Source organism: Chania multitudinisentens RB-25, from assembly GCF_000520015.2.
In the GTDB taxonomy this organism is placed as follows: domain Bacteria; phylum Pseudomonadota; class Gammaproteobacteria; order Enterobacterales; family Enterobacteriaceae; genus Chania; species Chania multitudinisentens.
This window is the reverse complement of sequence record NZ_CP007044.2, coordinates 1165632-1182739: the sequence shown is the minus strand read 5'-3', so window position 1 is coordinate 1182739 and position 17108 is coordinate 1165632. Positions and strand designations below refer to the sequence as shown.

The 17108-nt window shown below is 47.6% G+C and carries 10 protein-coding genes; 5 read left to right on the top strand and 5 right to left on the bottom strand.

Annotation, left to right across the window (positions count from 1 at the left end):
• Positions 1-14: 14 nt before the first annotated feature.
• The gene (locus tag Z042_RS05135; RefSeq protein ID WP_024910626.1) at positions 15-1571 is read right to left on the bottom strand and encodes a PTS transporter subunit EIIC; all 1557 of its coding nucleotides are present in this window, start codon (positions 1569-1571) and stop codon (positions 15-17) included.
• Positions 1572-1837: 266 nt separating this feature from the next.
• On the opposite strand from Z042_RS05135, the gene Z042_RS05130 reads away from it, so the two are divergent.
• Both Z042_RS05130 and Z042_RS05125 read left to right on the top strand, forming a co-directional pair.
• Positions 1838-2335: a putative pterin-binding protein gene (locus tag Z042_RS05130; protein ID WP_024910627.1), complete on the top strand. Its 498-nt coding sequence runs from the start codon at positions 1838-1840 to the stop codon at positions 2333-2335.
• Positions 2332-4116 carry a hybrid sensor histidine kinase/response regulator gene (locus Z042_RS05125; RefSeq protein WP_024910628.1) on the top strand — a complete coding sequence of 595 codons (1785 nt, stop codon included), beginning with the start codon at positions 2332-2334 and terminating at the stop codon, positions 4114-4116. Before Z042_RS05130 ends, Z042_RS05125 begins: the two co-directional genes overlap by 4 nt.
• Here Z042_RS05125 and Z042_RS05120 read toward each other — a convergent pair.
• Entirely contained in the window at positions 4106-4957 is an 852-nt protein-coding gene (locus Z042_RS05120; RefSeq protein WP_024910629.1) for a helix-turn-helix domain-containing protein, read from the bottom strand. The two genes, Z042_RS05125 and Z042_RS05120, sit on opposite strands and share 11 nt — an antisense overlap.
• 369 nt (positions 4958-5326) lie before the next feature.
• Complete coding sequence (locus Z042_RS05115; protein WP_236849256.1) at positions 5327-5866, bottom strand: TetR/AcrR family transcriptional regulator; 540 nt, start codon at positions 5864-5866, stop codon at positions 5327-5329.
• Positions 5867-6236: 370 nt separating this feature from the next.
• On the opposite strand from Z042_RS05115, the gene Z042_RS05110 reads away from it, so the two are divergent.
• Both Z042_RS05110 and Z042_RS05105 read left to right on the top strand, forming a co-directional pair.
• Entirely contained in the window at positions 6237-7457 is a 1221-nt protein-coding gene (locus Z042_RS05110) for a Tm-1-like ATP-binding domain-containing protein (protein WP_024910631.1), read from the top strand.
• Between the two features lie 932 nt (positions 7458-8389).
• On the top strand, positions 8390-12640 hold the full coding sequence (locus tag Z042_RS05105) for an inverse autotransporter beta-barrel domain-containing protein (protein ID WP_024910632.1): 4251 nt from the start codon (positions 8390-8392) through the stop codon (positions 12638-12640).
• Between the two features lie 118 nt (positions 12641-12758).
• Here the strand turns inward: Z042_RS05105 and spy are convergent, their stop codons facing one another.
• Entirely contained in the window at positions 12759-13253 is a 495-nt protein-coding gene (spy, locus tag Z042_RS05100) for an ATP-independent periplasmic protein-refolding chaperone Spy (RefSeq protein ID WP_024910633.1), read from the bottom strand.
• 567 nt (positions 13254-13820) lie between these two features.
• Here spy and pdeR point away from each other — a divergent pair.
• On the top strand, positions 13821-15836 hold the full coding sequence (pdeR, locus tag Z042_RS05095; RefSeq protein ID WP_024910634.1) for a cyclic di-GMP phosphodiesterase: 2016 nt from the start codon (positions 13821-13823) through the stop codon (positions 15834-15836).
• On the opposite strand, the gene Z042_RS05090 is transcribed toward pdeR, so the two are convergent.
• Positions 15837-16703 carry a crotonase/enoyl-CoA hydratase family protein gene (locus Z042_RS05090; RefSeq protein WP_024910635.1) on the bottom strand — a complete coding sequence of 289 codons (867 nt, stop codon included), beginning with the start codon at positions 16701-16703 and terminating at the stop codon, positions 15837-15839.
• Positions 16704-17108: the final 405 nt, after the last annotated feature.

Here is a 17108-nt window from a genome sequence, read left to right as displayed (position 1 = left end):
CCCAATAGGCTACTTTATTTGCCGGCCAGGTGATCATCGATCGCATTGCGGACAAACTCGACGTGTGGCCCGAAGACGACGTGAATATGGTTACTGGAGGGAATAAAAGTCCCCAATGAACCCGCTTCTTTCAGCAATTCTATATTCAGCAGTTTCTGATCGGCGAGATCGATACGCAGCCGTGAGACGCAGTTTTCCACCCGCTTGATATTGTTTTTACCCCCTAGCCCTTCCACCACCAGTTGCGCCACTTTGTCGTACTCTTTGTTATTCAACAAAGCGCTGTCTGCCATTTCATTTTCGCGCCCCGGTGTTTTGATATCGAACTTTCCAATGGCATAGCGGAAGAAGAAATAAAACACCACGAAGTTAACCATGCCCAGCAGAATAAGGTTTACCCAGTGGGTATTCTCATACATCAGGCCAAAGATGCCGAAGTCAAAGATCGTACCGCGAATATAACCAATCGACACTTCCAATATCTGGAGAGGAATGGTTAACAGGCCACACAATATCGCATAGATAATGAATAACTTAGGAGCAATAAACAGGAAAGAGAACTCAAGCGGTTCGGTAATATTACCCAGGAACGCCGTCAGCACCACCGTCAGGATCATCCCCTTGGCAAATTTCTTATTCTTCAGATACGCCATATGGTACATCGCCAGCCCGATAGCCGGAACGCGAAACAGCGTGGTCAACATCTGTGACGAAGCCAGATAGCTCGACAGCGTTGGCATAAATTCATTCCAGGCCGGATGGTTTGGCCCCAGTTCAAACAGAATTTTATTCATGGCAGGCAGAATGCCAACGTAGGTTTGCCCGTCGATCAGATAGGTGCCGCCAGCCTCGGTAAAACGCACGGTTGAACTCAACACATGGTGTAAACCAAACGGGATCAGTAACCGGTTCAAGGTCATGTAAATCCCGGCACCAATATTCGGCGCCATCATAATGGTCGAAATACTCCTCATTCCTGCGGTAAATACATCCCAAACGAAGGGGATCAGCAGGCCGACCGGGATGGTAAAGGCTATCGATAAGATAGCGACCGATTTCTTACCGCTGAAAAAGGCAAATGCCAGCGGCAACTGTAACCGATAAAATCTATCGGTCACTTTCGCCGCCAGCAAGCCAGCAATAATACCGCCCAACGCCTCTATTTTTAACGTATGTATACCGAGCACCATTCCTTGCCCGACAAACGCCATATTCTCTGTGACTAATTGATCCATTAACTTCAAATGCACATGCATTGAAATTAATAGCGTTAAATAAGAGATGACCGACGCGAAAACCGCAATGCCCTTCTCTTTTTTCGACATGCCATAGGCAACCCCCATGGCAAACAGTAATGGGATATTCTGGAACACCACACTGCTGATTAAGCCAATCGAAGACAATATCGCTTTGCAATACACATTCCCCAGAAATGGCAGTTTGTCTATCATATACGCCTGACCCAGCGCGCTACAAATCCCCATTAACATCCCTACGGGTGCCAAAACGGCAATGGGCAATAATAAGGATCGGCCGAATGTCTGTATTTCGTTTTTAAAATTAGATGTCATGATCTGGACCCCTGGTTTACTTAACATCTCTATCAAACAACGGTGCCATGCCCACCATCAAGGCCAAATACTGGCCCATTTAAAGCTCAACTTTTACCCATTAGCAAAGTTGCTGTATCTCCTGTTTCCTTTCCCTTGAAAAATACGCATTCGAATCAGGAGTTATCTTAATAATTAGCCAATTATACAAATTGGGTGTTTTCTGTAGCCCGGCAGCCTGATAGATTCGTAGGTCTGAAATCCTTGTCTACACTGATTGAGGCATAATGATGTTCACCAACCTGATCAGAATTATTACTTTGGCATGCGCTGCCTTAGTAATCAGCCAACCTTATGCACTCAGCTTTACGCTGGAAATAGAAGGGAATATCAGTCACTTCACTGATAAGGAAAACCGCAGCTATACCTTCACTGATAAACAATTGTTTGCCATGCCGGTCAGCTCAATCACTACCACCACATCATGGACCCCACGGGAAAAGTTTGAAGGCGTCGCACTGGCTGAATTATTGACCAAGGTCGGTGCCAAAGGAACGATGATGACGTTTTACGCTTTGAATGATTACTACATCAACATCCCTATTAGCGACGTTGAGAAATATAACATGATCCTCGCCTATAAAATGGGAGGAGCCCTGTTGAAGATAAGAAACTTTGGCCCCTTATTTCTCATTTATCCCCGCGATACCGAAGGGGGTGAATTGAATTCCCCACTGTATAACTCGCGATTTATATGGCAGATCAATCGGATAGTCATAAAATGAAGCGGATATCTTTTAAGCATGGCAACAGATTGGCAATTCCGGCTATTTTTGCTGCACTCCTTTTAGTGGCTTCAGCGATTACGCTTTATTCCTATAGTGCAATCTTATCGCAAAAAGGATTGTATGCGATTGCGGGTACACAGGAGAATTACTCTTGGTCAATTGCCAAATTTGCTATCAAGCTTGCTGAATTTGAAACTTTTATTGAACAACAAAGGAATGCCAGCCAGCATAACGCTGAAGAATTAAGGCTGAAATTCGAGATCCTTTACTCGCGTTTTTATATCCTTGAAACAATCTCAGAATCTACCGAACCCTTGTATCGCGAACCTGGTTATTCAAACGTCATCAAAAAGATGCTCCACCAAATGGATAATCTTGATGCTCTGATCAACCAACAGAACATTAACTTCCAGCATATTGTGCAAACCTTAAAGCAGCTCCAACCGTTATCCATTGAAATGGCAAATCTGACAGATCATGCGGAAGTTAAACAACGTACTGACGCTTATGAAGATTTCATTGAAAAACGTCACATCATTTTCTATGGCCTGGTCATTATCATCTTTTCTGTCATCGCGTTGGTAGTGATCACCCTGGTTATCCTACGCCAGCAACGCCTGACCATTCGGCAGCAGGCGCTGGCCATTGAGGCAGAAAAAGCCAACCGTACTAAAAGTGCTTTTTTAGGCGCTATTGGGCATGAACTGCGTACTTCCTTACAAAGCATCATGTCAGCCATTGATGTGTTGGTGAATACGAGATTCCTGGCTGAGCATGCAGATACTTTTCAGCGCCTGGAGAGTGCCGCCCAGCAAATTGAACGCCAGATGAAAGACTTAACCGATTATGCCCACCTGGAAAGCGGCATGATGGAGCTACGCATCGCACCGTTTAACGCCCGGCGACTCATTGCAGAAACCGCAGACGAAATCGCCATGCTGTCACCCAAAAAGCACATCAAATTAATCTGCGAATTGGAATTCAATACGCAGTTGATCTCTTCCGATCCACTACGGATCAGGCAAATTATCGTTAATCTGCTGGTTAATGCGTTTAAATATACCGAAAACGGCACCATTACGCTGCGCAGTTGCCTGCGTAGCCAACTGAATGGTTGCTCGTTGAGCATTGAAATCACAGATACTGGGATCGGTATCGAAAAAAGTATGCTTTCACAGATTTTCGAACCATTTACCCAGCTGGATCAATCACATACTCATCAGTATAGCGGAGTGGGTATGGGGTTGGCGATCGTCCATGGCCTAGTCAAGTTGCTCAACGGTACCATTACGGTATACAGCGAAGTGAAAAAGGGCAGTACCTTTATCGTCAGTATTCCCATTGAAATCTGTATGGAAAAACCGTCTGAAGAAAAACCCTTGCCGGAATCCCCTTTGCTGAAAAGGGAACAGCAAATTCTGGTGGTGGATGATAACCCAGACGCTGGTCAGGCTTTTATCACCCTGCTGGATAAGCTGGGATACCAGCATGAGTTGTGTAATTCATCGGAACGGGCATTGCAAAAACTGTTGCGGCGCCCATATGACGCATTATTGCTTGACCTACAGATGCCCGGTATTGATGGTGCTGCGCTCGCGAAACAGCTGCGTGCCCAACCTGGCCCAAACCGCAATATTCCGATTATCGGCATCAGCGCGTATACACCTGAATTATTGCCCACTGAGCAGCGGGCCATGTTTGATGACTACCTGACAAAACCCGTGCGCATGGATGTATTGTCCACCTCATTGGCAACACTGTTTACGGCTAAAGATTAAAACAACGCTGCAATGCGGCTTCGATCACATGGAGCCGCACAGGTTTTTCATAAGGCCCGAGTACATCATAATCACGCATCGCCCTGGCAATTTCAGATTCACGCAGATTGGTACCCAGTTGCCCGGTCAAAACCAATACTGGCGCATCGGGGTGATCTGAAGTACGAATGGTTTCAATACATTTTTGCGCAGTTTCCTGCCCAATCAGCCAATCGACCACGTAACCATCAAACGGGCTTTTGCTCAACGCCTGACAGAAACTGCCTACATCATAGAATGCCGTGGCGTTAAAACCCTGACTATTGAGATACTTGGTCAGTTCATCGGCCACCTGCTGCGCATCATCCAATACCGCAATACTCAGGCGCTCATCTTCGATACTGCCAGGCCGAAGTTCGATCAGATCGACACAAAAATGCGGGCCCGCAGGAGCTTCACTGGCACGATAAATCATCCAGTTCCCCTCTTGTTGCAGAGCGACAAATTCCACGAACTGGCCCTCGGCTAACTCAGCGCCAATGTAGCCAACGCAAGGGAGTTGAGTACCCGCAATCCAAAAGATGGCATCCTGCGCCATACTTTGTGTCACCACACCATTTTCAGGAAAAATATCCGCAATTGCCGCAGGGGGTTCACCCAATGCGGCAGCCACTTTATTGATTTGCTCCAGCGTCCACGGGCTCTGCCCTTTCAACTTACGATGGGCATGTGAAAAACTCAGCTCCAAAATACGACTGAGTTCTTTTGCCTGCTGGCGTTTACCAATCCCGTGGTGTGAAAAAAGTTCCCTGACCTTGTCTGCAATCGACTGCGAATCGAATTTTTGATGATTGTTATACATTTTATCCTTCGATTTTTTTTCACCGATTTATCAATCGCTTTGACGCATTATTGTACAGAAATGCTATCTAAAACTCGCATATTATGCAATATTAAACCAAAACCTTGCTTGACATGCCATCTTTTATGGTGAAACATGGTATTTGAAGCAAAATTATTATAAAAAATAGTTGTAGATTGACATTCATAATAACCATAACAACACCAGGGAAGTTTTGAATCGGTCGCAGTTCCTGAAAACTGGATGTATACATCAGGATGTTCTGCAAACCGTGTGAATTTTAGCCGCTAAGTCAGGCGTTTTACCCGTTTTTGAACCGAAATTCGCAAGAGTTTCGGTTTTTTATTTTGTGCGGGCCCGCTGCACGGATTACGATTCACCGCTCCTCATATCTTCCTCAGCTTGACGAATAATAGCTTTGGCCATCCATTGAGTCACATCTTGAATACCTGCAAGTTCTAAACCCCAAATATCTTTCAGTACCAGAAAAACCTCTGAACCATAGATCAGCGAAAAAGCATGAATCACACGCTGTAAAGCTTCTGGTGGCAACTTATGCTGTAAGGGCTCTACCGCCAGCTTCAGCAAGCGCTTACGATTGCCGCGCACAAATTTTTCGCCCGGTGTGGCATTGGCCCACTGCTGCAACGACAGTTGCAGTGCCGCACGCAAGGCACCCTCATGTTGTTCCATCTGTGGATAAGCAAATGCCAGCAGTTGCTGAATACGCTTCAATGCATCGTTATCTTGCGGCTGCCATTCAAGGATCGGCCCCAGGCTTTTTGCCACTACTGCGGAGATTAAGGCACTTTGAGTGGGAAAATAACGATAGGCTGTCGCGCGGGAAACCTGCGCATGTGCGGCAAGCTCAGTGATAGAGGGGAAAAGGCCACCATCATAAAGCGCCATGGCGCTGGTCAATAACAAATTGCGGGTTCTGGCCCGAGTATGCGTTAGAGATTCATCCCGCAGTGCGGGAAATGCATTTATTGGCACGTTAACCTCGAACTTTCTCGTATCATCCAGCCCTGGAACAGATACGATCAAAAAGCGTGACCAGCAGGGTGCTAACCCACCAGCAGCGTAAAAAAACCAAGCTAAAACAACTAAAGATGAGAGATAAATCTCATTCTCAGCGAATTAAAGCTTGCATAAATGATACTACCGTCTCATTATGTCTATAAAATAGTCTTATGTATTTCTATTGTCCAACACCAGGGTTCCACACCTAAAGTAATTATTATACTTATAATATTATAAAATTTTTCGGGAACAAATGATGAGAAACACCCCAACTTTTGTCTATATTGCTACCACAGCAGATACCAAAGGACAAGAGTTGGAGTATGTTCGTAATCTGATCGCCAACCTCGGCTTGCCTCCACTGACACTTGATCTTTCCACTTCTGGAGCACCTCCTTACTATCGGGCTGATATTTCTGCGGTGGAAATTGCCAGTTATCATCCAGAAGGAGCGCAAGCCGTTTTTTGCCGTAACCGTGGCCAAGCCATTGCGGCGATGGCAGTAGCTTTCGAACGCTTTATGTTAACCCGCAACGACGTTGCCGCTTTACTGGGCTTAGGAGGCTCCGGCGGAACCGCCATCGTGACGCCCGCCATGCAGCAATTGCCTATCGGTTTGCCGAAGTTGATGGTTTCCAGTATGGCGGCAGGCGATGTTTCCGGGTACGTGGGAGCCAGCGATATCGCCATGTTATATTCAGTCACCGATATTGCTGGGTTGAACCGAATTTCACGCAAGGTATTGAGCAACGCAGCTAATCAAATTGCTGGCGCAATACGTTTTCGTGTTGACGATGATGCTAACAGCAAGCCAGCAACCGGCCTGACAATGTTCGGTGTCACCACGCCTTGTATCAAAGCTGTGACCCGTGCGATTGAGGCTGACTGGGACTGCCTGGTATTTCATGCAACGGGCAGCGGTGGCCGCGCCATGGAAAAGTTGATCGACAGTCATTTACTTGATGCGGTACTGGATCTCACCACCACCGAGATCTGCGATTATCTGTTCGATGGCGTCCTTGCCTGCAACGAAGATCGTTTTGGTGCCATTGCCCGCACCGGTATCCCTTGTGTCATGTCCTGCGGAGCGTTGGACATGATTAACTTCGGCCATCCAAAGACCATCCCTGTCCGTTACGCCAAGCGACATTTCTATAATCACAACACCCAAGTGACGCTGATGCGCACCACGGCGGAAGAAAATGCCCATATGGGCCGTTGGCTAGGTGAAAAACTTAATGCTTGCCCAGGAGAAGTACGCTTTGTATTACCGGAAGGCGGTGTTTCTGCGTTGGATGCTCCAGATCAACCCTTCTGGGATCCGGCAGCATTGAATGCGTTTACCCATTCATTGGAATCTACTTTGCAGCAAACAGACAAACGTCAGTTAATCAAAACACCCTATCACATCAATGAAGCGCAATTTGCCAACGTAGTCATCGAACAATTCCATGCCATTTCGCATACGGCTGAATAAGAGCCTGTCCCAAGAGGTGTTATTGAGGATGGCTCACTCTGCTCGCCCTTATAAAAACCTTTATCTGAGCTAAATCCAGGTTCAACCCCAAAATAAAACAACCTGTTAATGTGATAGAAGCCTAATTGATATATATCAATTAATCCTACTTTTCATCATATTGCATTGGTTAGAAATTTGTCTCAGTCACTAAAAAAACGCTGTATCGAGATCATCATGGTGATTTATTAATTGTTTTAAATCCATTCATCACGCAGGATAACTTCTCTTTCTTTGGTGTAATATCAAAAAAATGAAATGATAAGTTATTTTAAATAAAATAACTTGCCATACTTTCCATTAGCCGCTATTAATTAATGAAATTCTTGAGTGATCAGTTCTTTCCTAAAAGAAAAAAGCTATTCAGATGACTATCTTGCAAGGATATTTCAATTTCACATGTTAAATTAACTACCTTTGGGACTGCCTTTGAGAGTGTTTTTAAAGAGTAATATCCTATATCAAACATCCTTACCTGCAAAACCATCCTGATTACGCAAATCTTTGGGATACCAGCCTGCCCTCAAGAAAAGACGATATTTTTTAGTTAATAAGGATTAAATAATAATCATTTCAAATTAACGAATCAACTTGAGATTAAAAAAGCCATGAAAATATATACTAGCCGTGAGCTAGCTATGCTCATCATTAGGAAACTAAAGAAAATACCCCTGTTAAAAAGCAAAAAAAACCCAAGATATTCAAGTGGATTTATACGAATAGCTTGGATTAATATCATATTGCAATTGCTATTTCCCATCATGCTTTCCTATACGCCAACGGTTACAGCGGCTATATTTTCAGAGAAAAAAGCAACGACATCTTATGCCCTTTCTCAAGCAGATACGACGAGTTCAGTACAAGCTGAAAATAACACGCCAACAGGCATTGAAATGAAGCTGGCCGATGCTGGGGTCTTTTCAGGAGAATTGCTCTCTAAACAAGATCCAATGCATTATGCAGGGCAGAAAGTAAAATCTGCGATAGTCAATGAAGCTAACCAGTCAGTTCAAGAATGGTTAAATCAGTTTGGTACTGCACGTATACAACTCAATGTTGATGATGACTTTAACTTGGACAAGAGCACCTTGGACTTTCTTGTCCCTTTGTATGATAAGGAAGAATTTCTACTATTTACTCAGCTAGGGATGAGAAACCAAGACAGCCGCAATACCGTTAATGTTGGTGTTGGAGCACGAACCCACATCGGTAAATGGATGTATGGTATTAATACTTTCTTTGATAATGATATCACGGGCCATAATCAGCGCATCGGAGTTGGCACTGAGGCCTGGACCGATTATTTGAAGCTATCAGCCAACACCTATTTCGGCATCACCAACTGGCACCAATCTCGAGATTTCGAGTATTACAATGAACGCCCGGCAAATGGCTATGATATCCGTGCAGAAGCGTATCTTCCTTCTTATCCACAACTAGGAGGGAAATTAATGTATGAGAAATATCGTGGGGATGAGGTCGCCCTTTTCGGCAAAGAGAATAGACAGAAGAATCCTTATGCCGTCACCACGGGTATTAACTATACTCCGATCCCATTAGTCACTGTAGGTATTGATCATCGTATGGGTCAAAGTAGTAATAATGACACCTCTTTCAACCTACAATTTAATTATCGCCTAGGCGAGCCTTGGCTGAAACAGATTAATCCATCAGCAGTCGCTGCAACCAGGCTACTGGCAGGTAGCCGATATGATTTGGTTGAACGTAACAACAACATAGTTCTTGAGTATAAAAAGCAAGAGTTAATACGCCTGAGTTTACCCGCAAATTTAGTCGGCATGGAAGGCGATACCGCCACCCTGACTGCCGAAGTGGTTGCAAAACACGGAATGGATCGTATTGATTGGAATGCCGATTCCCTAATCGCTGCTGGTGGGAATATTAACCTATTATCGCCCAATGTAGTTCAAGTGACTTATCCTCCTTATCAAGCCACTCGTAGCATAGGTAACATTTATACCTTAAGTGCCGTAGCTCATGATACAAGAGGCAATATTTCTAATCAGGCAACCACCCTTATTCACGTAAACCCTCAGGATCTGAGCAGCACAAACTCAACGTTGACCGCCGATCCGGTGAGTATCGTGGCCAATGGCAGTGATACTTCAACCCTGACCCTGATATTGAAAGACAGCAATAATAGCCCGGTAACAGGCCAGAACGTGAGGCTTGCCTCCACCTTGGGCACGGTCGATACCGCAGTGGAAAGCGGCAACGGTATTTACACCGCTACGCTCACCGCAGGGAACGTAGCCGGAGTCGCTATCGTGACAGCCAATGTCAATGGCAATACGTTGAATGTGGCACCGGCTACCGTCACCCTCTCCGCCGGGGTGATCGATATTACCCGTTCCACATTGACCGCAACCCCGACAAATATCGAGGCCAATGGCAGCGATACCTCAGCCCTGACCCTGATATTGAAAGACAGCAATGACAACCCGGTAACAGGCCAGAACGTGGTTCTTGTCCCTACCTTAGGCACGGTTGATACCGCAGTGGAAAGCGGCAACGGTATTTACACCGCTACGCTCACCGCAGGGACCATTGCCGGGGCCTCTATCGTGACGGCCGAAGTTAATGGCAGTGCATTGAATGTGGCACCGGCTACCGTCACTTTCTCCACCGGGGAGATCGATATTACCCGTTCCACACTGACCGCAACCCCGACGAATATCGAGGCCAATGGCAGTGATACTTCAGCCCTGACCCTGATATTGAAAGACAGCAATGATAACCCGATAACAGGCAAGAACGTGGTTCTTAACCCGACCTTAGGCGCAATCGATACCGCAGTGGAAAGCAGCGACGGTATTTATACCGCTACGCTCACCGCAGGGACCATTGCCGGGGCCTCTATCGTAACGGCCGAAGTTAATGGCAGTGCATTGAATGTGACACCGGCAACCGTCACCCTTTCCGCCGGGGCGATCGATATTACCCGTTCCACATTGACCGCAACCCCGACAAATATCGTGGCCAATGGCAGTGATACTTCAGCCCTGACCCTGGTATTGAAAGACAGTAATGACAACCCGGTAACAGGCAAGAACGTGGTTCTTAACCCGACCTTAGGCACGGTCGATACCGCAGTGGAAAGCAGTGACGGTATTTACACCGCGACGCTCACCGCAGGGACCACTGCCGGGGCCTCTATCGTGACGGCCGAAGTTAATGGCAGTGCATTGAATGTAGCACCGGTAACCGTCACCCTCTCCGCTGGGGCGATCGATATTACCCGTTCCACACTGACCGCAACCCCGACGAATATCGAGGCCAATGGCAGTGATACTTCAGCCCTGACCTTGATATTGAAAGACAGCAATGACAACCCGGTAACAGGCCAGAACGTGGTTCTTAACCCGACCTTAGGCACGGTCGATACCGCAGTGGAAAGCGGCAACGGTATTTACACCGCGACGCTCACCGCAGGGATCATTGCCGGGGCCTCTATCGTGACGGCCGAAGTTAATGGCAGTGCATTGAATGTGACACCGGCAACCGTCACCCTCTCCGCCGGGGCGATCGATATTACCCGTTCCACACTGACCGCAACCCCGACAAATATCGTGGCCAATGGCAGTGATACTTCAGCCCTGACCTTGATATTGAAAGACAGTAATGACAACCCGGTAACAGGCCAGAACGTGGTTCTTAACCCGACCTTAGGCACGGTTGATACCGCAGTGGAAAGCAGTGACGGTATTTACACCGCTACGCTCACCGCAGGGATCATTGCCGGGGCTTCTATCGTGACGGCCGAAGTTAATGGCAGTGCATTCAATGTGGCACCGGTAACCGTCACCCTCTCCGCCGGGGCGATCGATATTACCCGTTCCACACTGACCGCAACCCCGACAAATATCGTGGCCAATGGCAGTGATACTTCAGCCCTGACCCTGGTATTGAAAGACAGCAATGACAACCCGGTAACAGGCCAGAACGTGGTTCTTAACCCGACCTTAGGCGCGATCGATACCGCAGTGGAAAGCAGTGACGGTATTTACACCGCTACGCTCACCGCAGGGATCATTGCCGGGGCCTCTATCGTGACGGCCGAAGTTAATGGCAGTGCATTGAATGTGGCACCGGCTACCGTCACGCTCTCCGCCGGGGCGATCGATATTACCCGTTCCACACTGACCGCAACCCCGACAAATATCGTGGCCAATGGCAGTGATACTTCAGCCCTGACCCTGATATTGAAAGACAGCAATGACAACCCGGTAACAGGCCAGAACGTGGTTCTTGACCCGACCTTAGGCACGGTCGATACCGCAGTGGAAAGCAGCGACGGTATTTACACCGCGACGCTCACCGCAGGGACCATTGCCGGGGCCTCTATCGTGACGGCCGAAGTTAATGGCAGTGCATTGAATGTAGCACCGGCAACCGTTACCTTATCCGCTGGAGCTCTTGATGTGAACAACACAACATTAACGGTGAGCACCAATAGCATTAATGCCGATGATCGAACAGGGGCGTTCATTGAATTGACAGCCCAGGATGCCTATGGGAATCCTATTCCTGATTTGGATATTACCTTTACTACAGACCTGACCAACAGCCAGATAACGAACCAAGCCCACACTGGTAACATTTATACCGCGAATATTGATGGCACTAAGACTGGTGATGCAAATATCGCAGTAAGGCTATCAGGTACAGAGATTACGGGGCTTACGGAAACGGTAACAATCACGCCAGGAGCTTGGAATCAGAATCAAGCACCAGCAATTTTATCTCTACATCAAGCTGTTCAGGAATGCCGGCCACAATCACCTGGCACTGGCTTTACACGAGTTATTATGTTCGTAGAAGCACTAACACTGTACGACCGTTATGATAATGAAACGACGGGAAGAATAACCTTTAATTTGCATAATTCTACGGTAACAACCGTGAATTCCGCAACGATACCTGTGAACGCTCTGTCTGGTTTGCCAATAGATAACAACACTTCAGGGCCTGTCACAATGCGAGGTGATTCTTTCTCTACTGAGGCACAATGTATCGCGAGTGGGATCGTACAAACAAATGCAACCGTCACTGCTGCTCAGGTTACTGATAGCTTTGGCTCAACCTCAATTAATCACGTATTTACTCTAGGAAGTGGGTCGTAACGAGAGTAATTAGCTAGATTATATTGGCTGTCTGTAAAACAGACAGCCAATAATAGTTAAGAACAGCTCAGCGTTTGCCGCCTTTCTCTCACTCGGTTTCTTTAGAGATAGACAGGTCTTAATTATCGCGCAGCAAATTTTGCTCCTGCATCTTATTTTTATGCTCCATCATTTTCTGCTCGCGTTTCTGATAATTCTCATTGTATTGTTTTTGCTGCTCAGGAGTCAGCAGGTTATATATTTTATTCTCCGCTTTGGCGCGCTCCAGCATATGTTCAGCCTGTGCTTTGCTGATAGCATCAATGTGTACCTTTGCTTTAGCTTCATCAAAGCTGTCTGAAGCAATCTGATTATGCAACGCCTGGCGCTCGGTATTTTCCTCGGAACCACGTTTCTGATGTGCTTCTTTCATAATGTCACGCACCTGCTGGCGCTGTTGTTCTGTCAGATTCAACCCCGCAAACGGCCCTCTTTTACCAGGGCCATCATGGTGCATCATTTTCATCGGTGCTCTGTCAGTACGAGGTTCCGCAACACTATCCGCAGCAAATGCTACTGAAACAGTACCCAGAGCTAAAGTAGAAGCAATAAATAAAGCGGTCAGTTTACGCATCATCATTTCCTTAAGATTACTTTTCATCAAAAGCGCTGCCTGTTAACAAGCGCATTGTGTCGTCGGAAGTAATACTAGGCGGACAAACATAGAGTAGTGCGATGGTATGTAAACTTTTTAAAACCTGAAATAGCGTTATCCATGAATTATGAACAAATCATGGAGGAGGTGCTGGTAATATGGAAGTTTATATTACTTCACACGGTATTTCTGCCCGCCTCACTTTTAACTTCATCAATGATCCACTCTGTTCAACAGGATAAAAGAAACAGATTTTCGCGTAGTTTGCAGTTCTCTTTTACACTCTATAACACTGCCTCTTTAGGCCATGTTCCGATGGTACAGGAGCGCGGCTGGGAGATTTGTGTGGTACAGGCCAGAATTTTCAGATAAGCAACAAGTTAGCTGCCTATCTAAACGAATAATTGACTACATAATTGTTCAACTGCCACACTAATAACTAACAAAAAAGGCGTTAACGGATAAAGGATACCTACGCTACCGGGCATGAGGTCAAGCAGTTCCCTCATCGCGAGCGTCGGATACCCTGCTTTTTGAGGAATGATCATGCTCACAGACCAAGGTCCAATGCTACTTAGCGCCCATTTTGGTACCAGCAGCCCCTATTGGCATCTGGCGTTTGACAGCAATGCCCTGGAACTGACCGCAGTTAAAGGCAAAACGCACATCGCTGTTGCTCTCAGCGATATGCAAGCGGCGAAAATACGCCGTTTGAGTGGGATCACCGCCAGCCTGGACCTTACCATTCAACTCAGTGGCCAACCTATTCACCTGCACCTCGTCGGCCGCCGGGTCAATAAGCACGAATGGGCCGGCACTGCCTCTGCCTATACTGATACTCAGGCCGTCGCACGTGACCTGGTACATGGCCTCTCATTTGCTGAACAGGTAGTCTCAGAAGCCAATTCGGTGATTGTGATCGTTGACCAGCATGGCCGCATTCAGCGTTTTAACCGCTTGAGCGAAGAATATACGGGTCTACAGGAACAGGATGTGATCGGTAAAAACGTCTTCCAGATGTTTATGAGCCCAGAAGAGGCGGTCGCATCTCGTCGTAATATTGCCGGTTTCTTTCGCAATGGCTCCTCTTACGAGGTGGAGCGTTGGATAAAAACGGTCAAGGGCGAACGGTTATTCTTGTTCCGCAATAAATTCGTACATAGTGGCAGTGGGAAGAAAGAGGTTTTTCTGATCTGTTCCGGCACCGATATTACCGAAGAACGCCGGGCTCTGGAGCGCCTGCGAGTCCAGGCCAATACCGATACCATCACCGGTCTGCCAAACCGTAACGCCATTCAGGATTACGTTAACCAAGCGATTAACGAGCGCGGTGACAACAGCGTCGGGTTGGTGTACCTCGATCTCGATAACTTCAAAAAAGTGAATGACGCCTACGGCCATATGTTCGGTGACCGTCTGCTGGTCGAGGTTTCACGGGCCATCCTTGGCTGCCTCAAAGAAGGTGAATTGCTGGCCCGGCTGGGAGGCGATGAGTTTCTGGTTCTGGTACGCCAAGCCGACCACACGATGCTACAGGAATTGTCACAGCGCATTATTGACCGCCTGAAAATACCGTTCCGCATTGGCCTGATTGAGGTGTACACCGGTTGTTCAATTGGCATTGCCCTGTGCCCGGAGCATGGCAACGATCTTGATGGCCTGATTCGTAGTGCAGATACCGCGATGTACGTCGCCAAAGAGCAGGGCAAACGTACTTTTATCGTCTTCTCGCCGGAAATGAACCGCCGCGTGGCAGAATATATGTGGCTGGACACCAACTTGCGCAAAGGGCTGGAGCAGAACCAATTGGTTGTGTATTACCAACCGAAGATCAGTACACATACTGGCCTCGCGTGCAGCGTGGAAGCCTTGGTACGCTGGGACTCACCAGAACGTGGGTTGATCCCCCCGATCCAGTTTATCTCCTATGCGGAAGAGTCAGGACTGATCGGCCCTCTTGGCCTCTGGGTATTGCAAACCGCCGCCAAGCAGGCCGCAAAGTGGCAGCAGCAAGGGTTAAATATACGGATCGCAGTGAATATCTCGGCCCGGCAGTTGGTAGACGACAGCGTCGTCAACGATCTGGCCTGTGTACTGGAAGAGAACCAGCTTACACCGTGCATGCTGGATTTTGAATTGACGGAAAGCAGCCTGATTGAAGACGAAAATCGGGCACATGAAGTGATTGGTCGGCTACGCGCCTTAGGGGCTCAGGTCCATCTGGACGACTTTGGTACCGGTTATTCCTCATTGGCGCAGTTGGCACGCATTCCGCTGGATGCCATCAAACTGGATAAAAGCTTTGTGCGGGGCGTTGACCTGGCACCGGTGTCACAATCATTAATACGCGCTATCGTTGCCGCGGCTGAAGCACTGCAATTCCGCGTGATTGCCGAAGGTGTCGAAACGGAAAGCGAAGATCAGTTCCTGAACTGTGTTGGGGTTGATGAGAAACAAGGGTTTCTGTTTGCGCAACCCATGCTTCCAGAAGAGTTTGAAGCATGGGTGCAATCATATCGCCCGCATCATCATCAAGCCGAGGATGATGCGGGCAAGGGCTAATTACCCAGCACGAAGCAGGTTTTGTGCATGACGATCTTGCAGCATCACCAAGCGCTCAATGTAGGCAATGTCTTTCTCCTCAATGGTAAAGGCAGCATGTACCCAGTCTTCGGTAATATCCATCAGCTCTGAGCGAGTCAGTTGCAGTACCCGCTGACGGGTACGTAACATGGCTCGCATACCGTTCAACTTGGGCCGGATGGTATCGATGAAAGTACGGGTGGCCATATAGCCATCCTCTGGCTGGAACAGTTGATCCACCAGCCCACGGCTTTCAAACCATTCGGCCGTGTGGGATTCACCCGTCCAGATCAGTTCCTCCGCCAAGCGCATACCTGCCTTGCGCGCCACCAGCGAATAACCGCCCATGCCAGGGAAGAGGTTGAAGGCAATCTCAGGGAAGCCCATCCGCGCATTGTTCTGTGCCAGAACAAAGTGATGAGCCAATGCTGCCTCAAAACCACCGCCTAGCGCACTGCCTTCTACCATGGCGATACTGATCGCACCGACATCAAAACCCCGTGCCGCTGCATGAACACAATCAATGCAGGCTCGTGCATAAGCCGTCATCGATTCACGTTTGCGGTTCTTGATCGCTTCGGCAAAGAAGCTCAGATCGCCCCCCACGTTGAACATATTCGGCACCAGTGAACCGGTTACCCAAAAGTCAAACCGCAGCGTTGATTCTTTTGCCGCCTGCACCAGCGTCATGATGTCTTCAATCAGCGCATGATTGAAGCAAGGGCGTGGTTCAGCACGTAACAGCATCCACATGATATTACGTTCCTCCTCATAGTAAGCAGAAATCTGTGACAGATTGCCCGCTTCAAGAAACGGACGACAGGTTGGATGATTGAATGATTTCATAGGACCTTCCATTTTTTCTATTGATGAGAAGTACAACTATTCCAGCCCTTACTTACGGACTGCCAACAGGCACAGACAGCGTGAAAACACTGCGCCCTATGATGAGTAAAAGCCTTCTTGACGGTTCAATAGATAAAATTTGAAAGTATTCCGAAGAAAGAATGCGTGTGATGAACGACACAATGCGGGATCTTACTCGCTACAACCTCCGAGTTTGTGTATCACCAAACCATTACGCCGCCTTTGGTTAGCCACGCTCAAAGCGGTACTCTTACCTCAGATTGGCTATTGTCATTTGTGGTGGAATGACCTCGGTGCCCCCTCAACAAGCCAGTAGCCATCAGTGCAGACTGCACAACCAGGCCGGAAAAGGGGGATTACTGGCGTCAAGTGATATCCAGAAGT

What these genes read in the sequence shown, in the direction of transcription:
- Z042_RS05135 (WP_024910626.1), bottom strand. Translation starts at nt 1,571, where the DNA reads ATGACATCTAATTTTAAAAACGAAATACAGACATTCGGCCGATCCTTA.
- Z042_RS05130 (WP_024910627.1), top strand. Translation starts at nt 1,838, where the DNA reads ATGATGTTCACCAACCTGATCAGAATTATTACTTTGGCATGCGCTGCC.
- Z042_RS05125 (WP_024910628.1), top strand. Translation starts at nt 2,332, where the DNA reads ATGAAGCGGATATCTTTTAAGCATGGCAACAGATTGGCAATTCCGGCT.
- Z042_RS05120 (WP_024910629.1), bottom strand. Translation starts at nt 4,957, where the DNA reads ATGTATAACAATCATCAAAAATTCGATTCGCAGTCGATTGCAGACAAG.
- Z042_RS05115 (WP_236849256.1), bottom strand. Translation starts at nt 5,866, where the DNA reads ATGGCGCTTTATGATGGTGGCCTTTTCCCCTCTATCACTGAGCTTGCC.
- Z042_RS05110 (WP_024910631.1), top strand. Translation starts at nt 6,237, where the DNA reads ATGAGAAACACCCCAACTTTTGTCTATATTGCTACCACAGCAGATACC.
- Z042_RS05105 (WP_024910632.1), top strand. Translation starts at nt 8,390, where the DNA reads ATGAAGCTGGCCGATGCTGGGGTCTTTTCAGGAGAATTGCTCTCTAAA.
- spy (WP_024910633.1), bottom strand. Translation starts at nt 13,253, where the DNA reads ATGCGTAAACTGACCGCTTTATTTATTGCTTCTACTTTAGCTCTGGGT.
- pdeR (WP_024910634.1), top strand. Translation starts at nt 13,821, where the DNA reads ATGCTCACAGACCAAGGTCCAATGCTACTTAGCGCCCATTTTGGTACC.
- Z042_RS05090 (WP_024910635.1), bottom strand. Translation starts at nt 16,703, where the DNA reads ATGAAATCATTCAATCATCCAACCTGTCGTCCGTTTCTTGAAGCGGGC.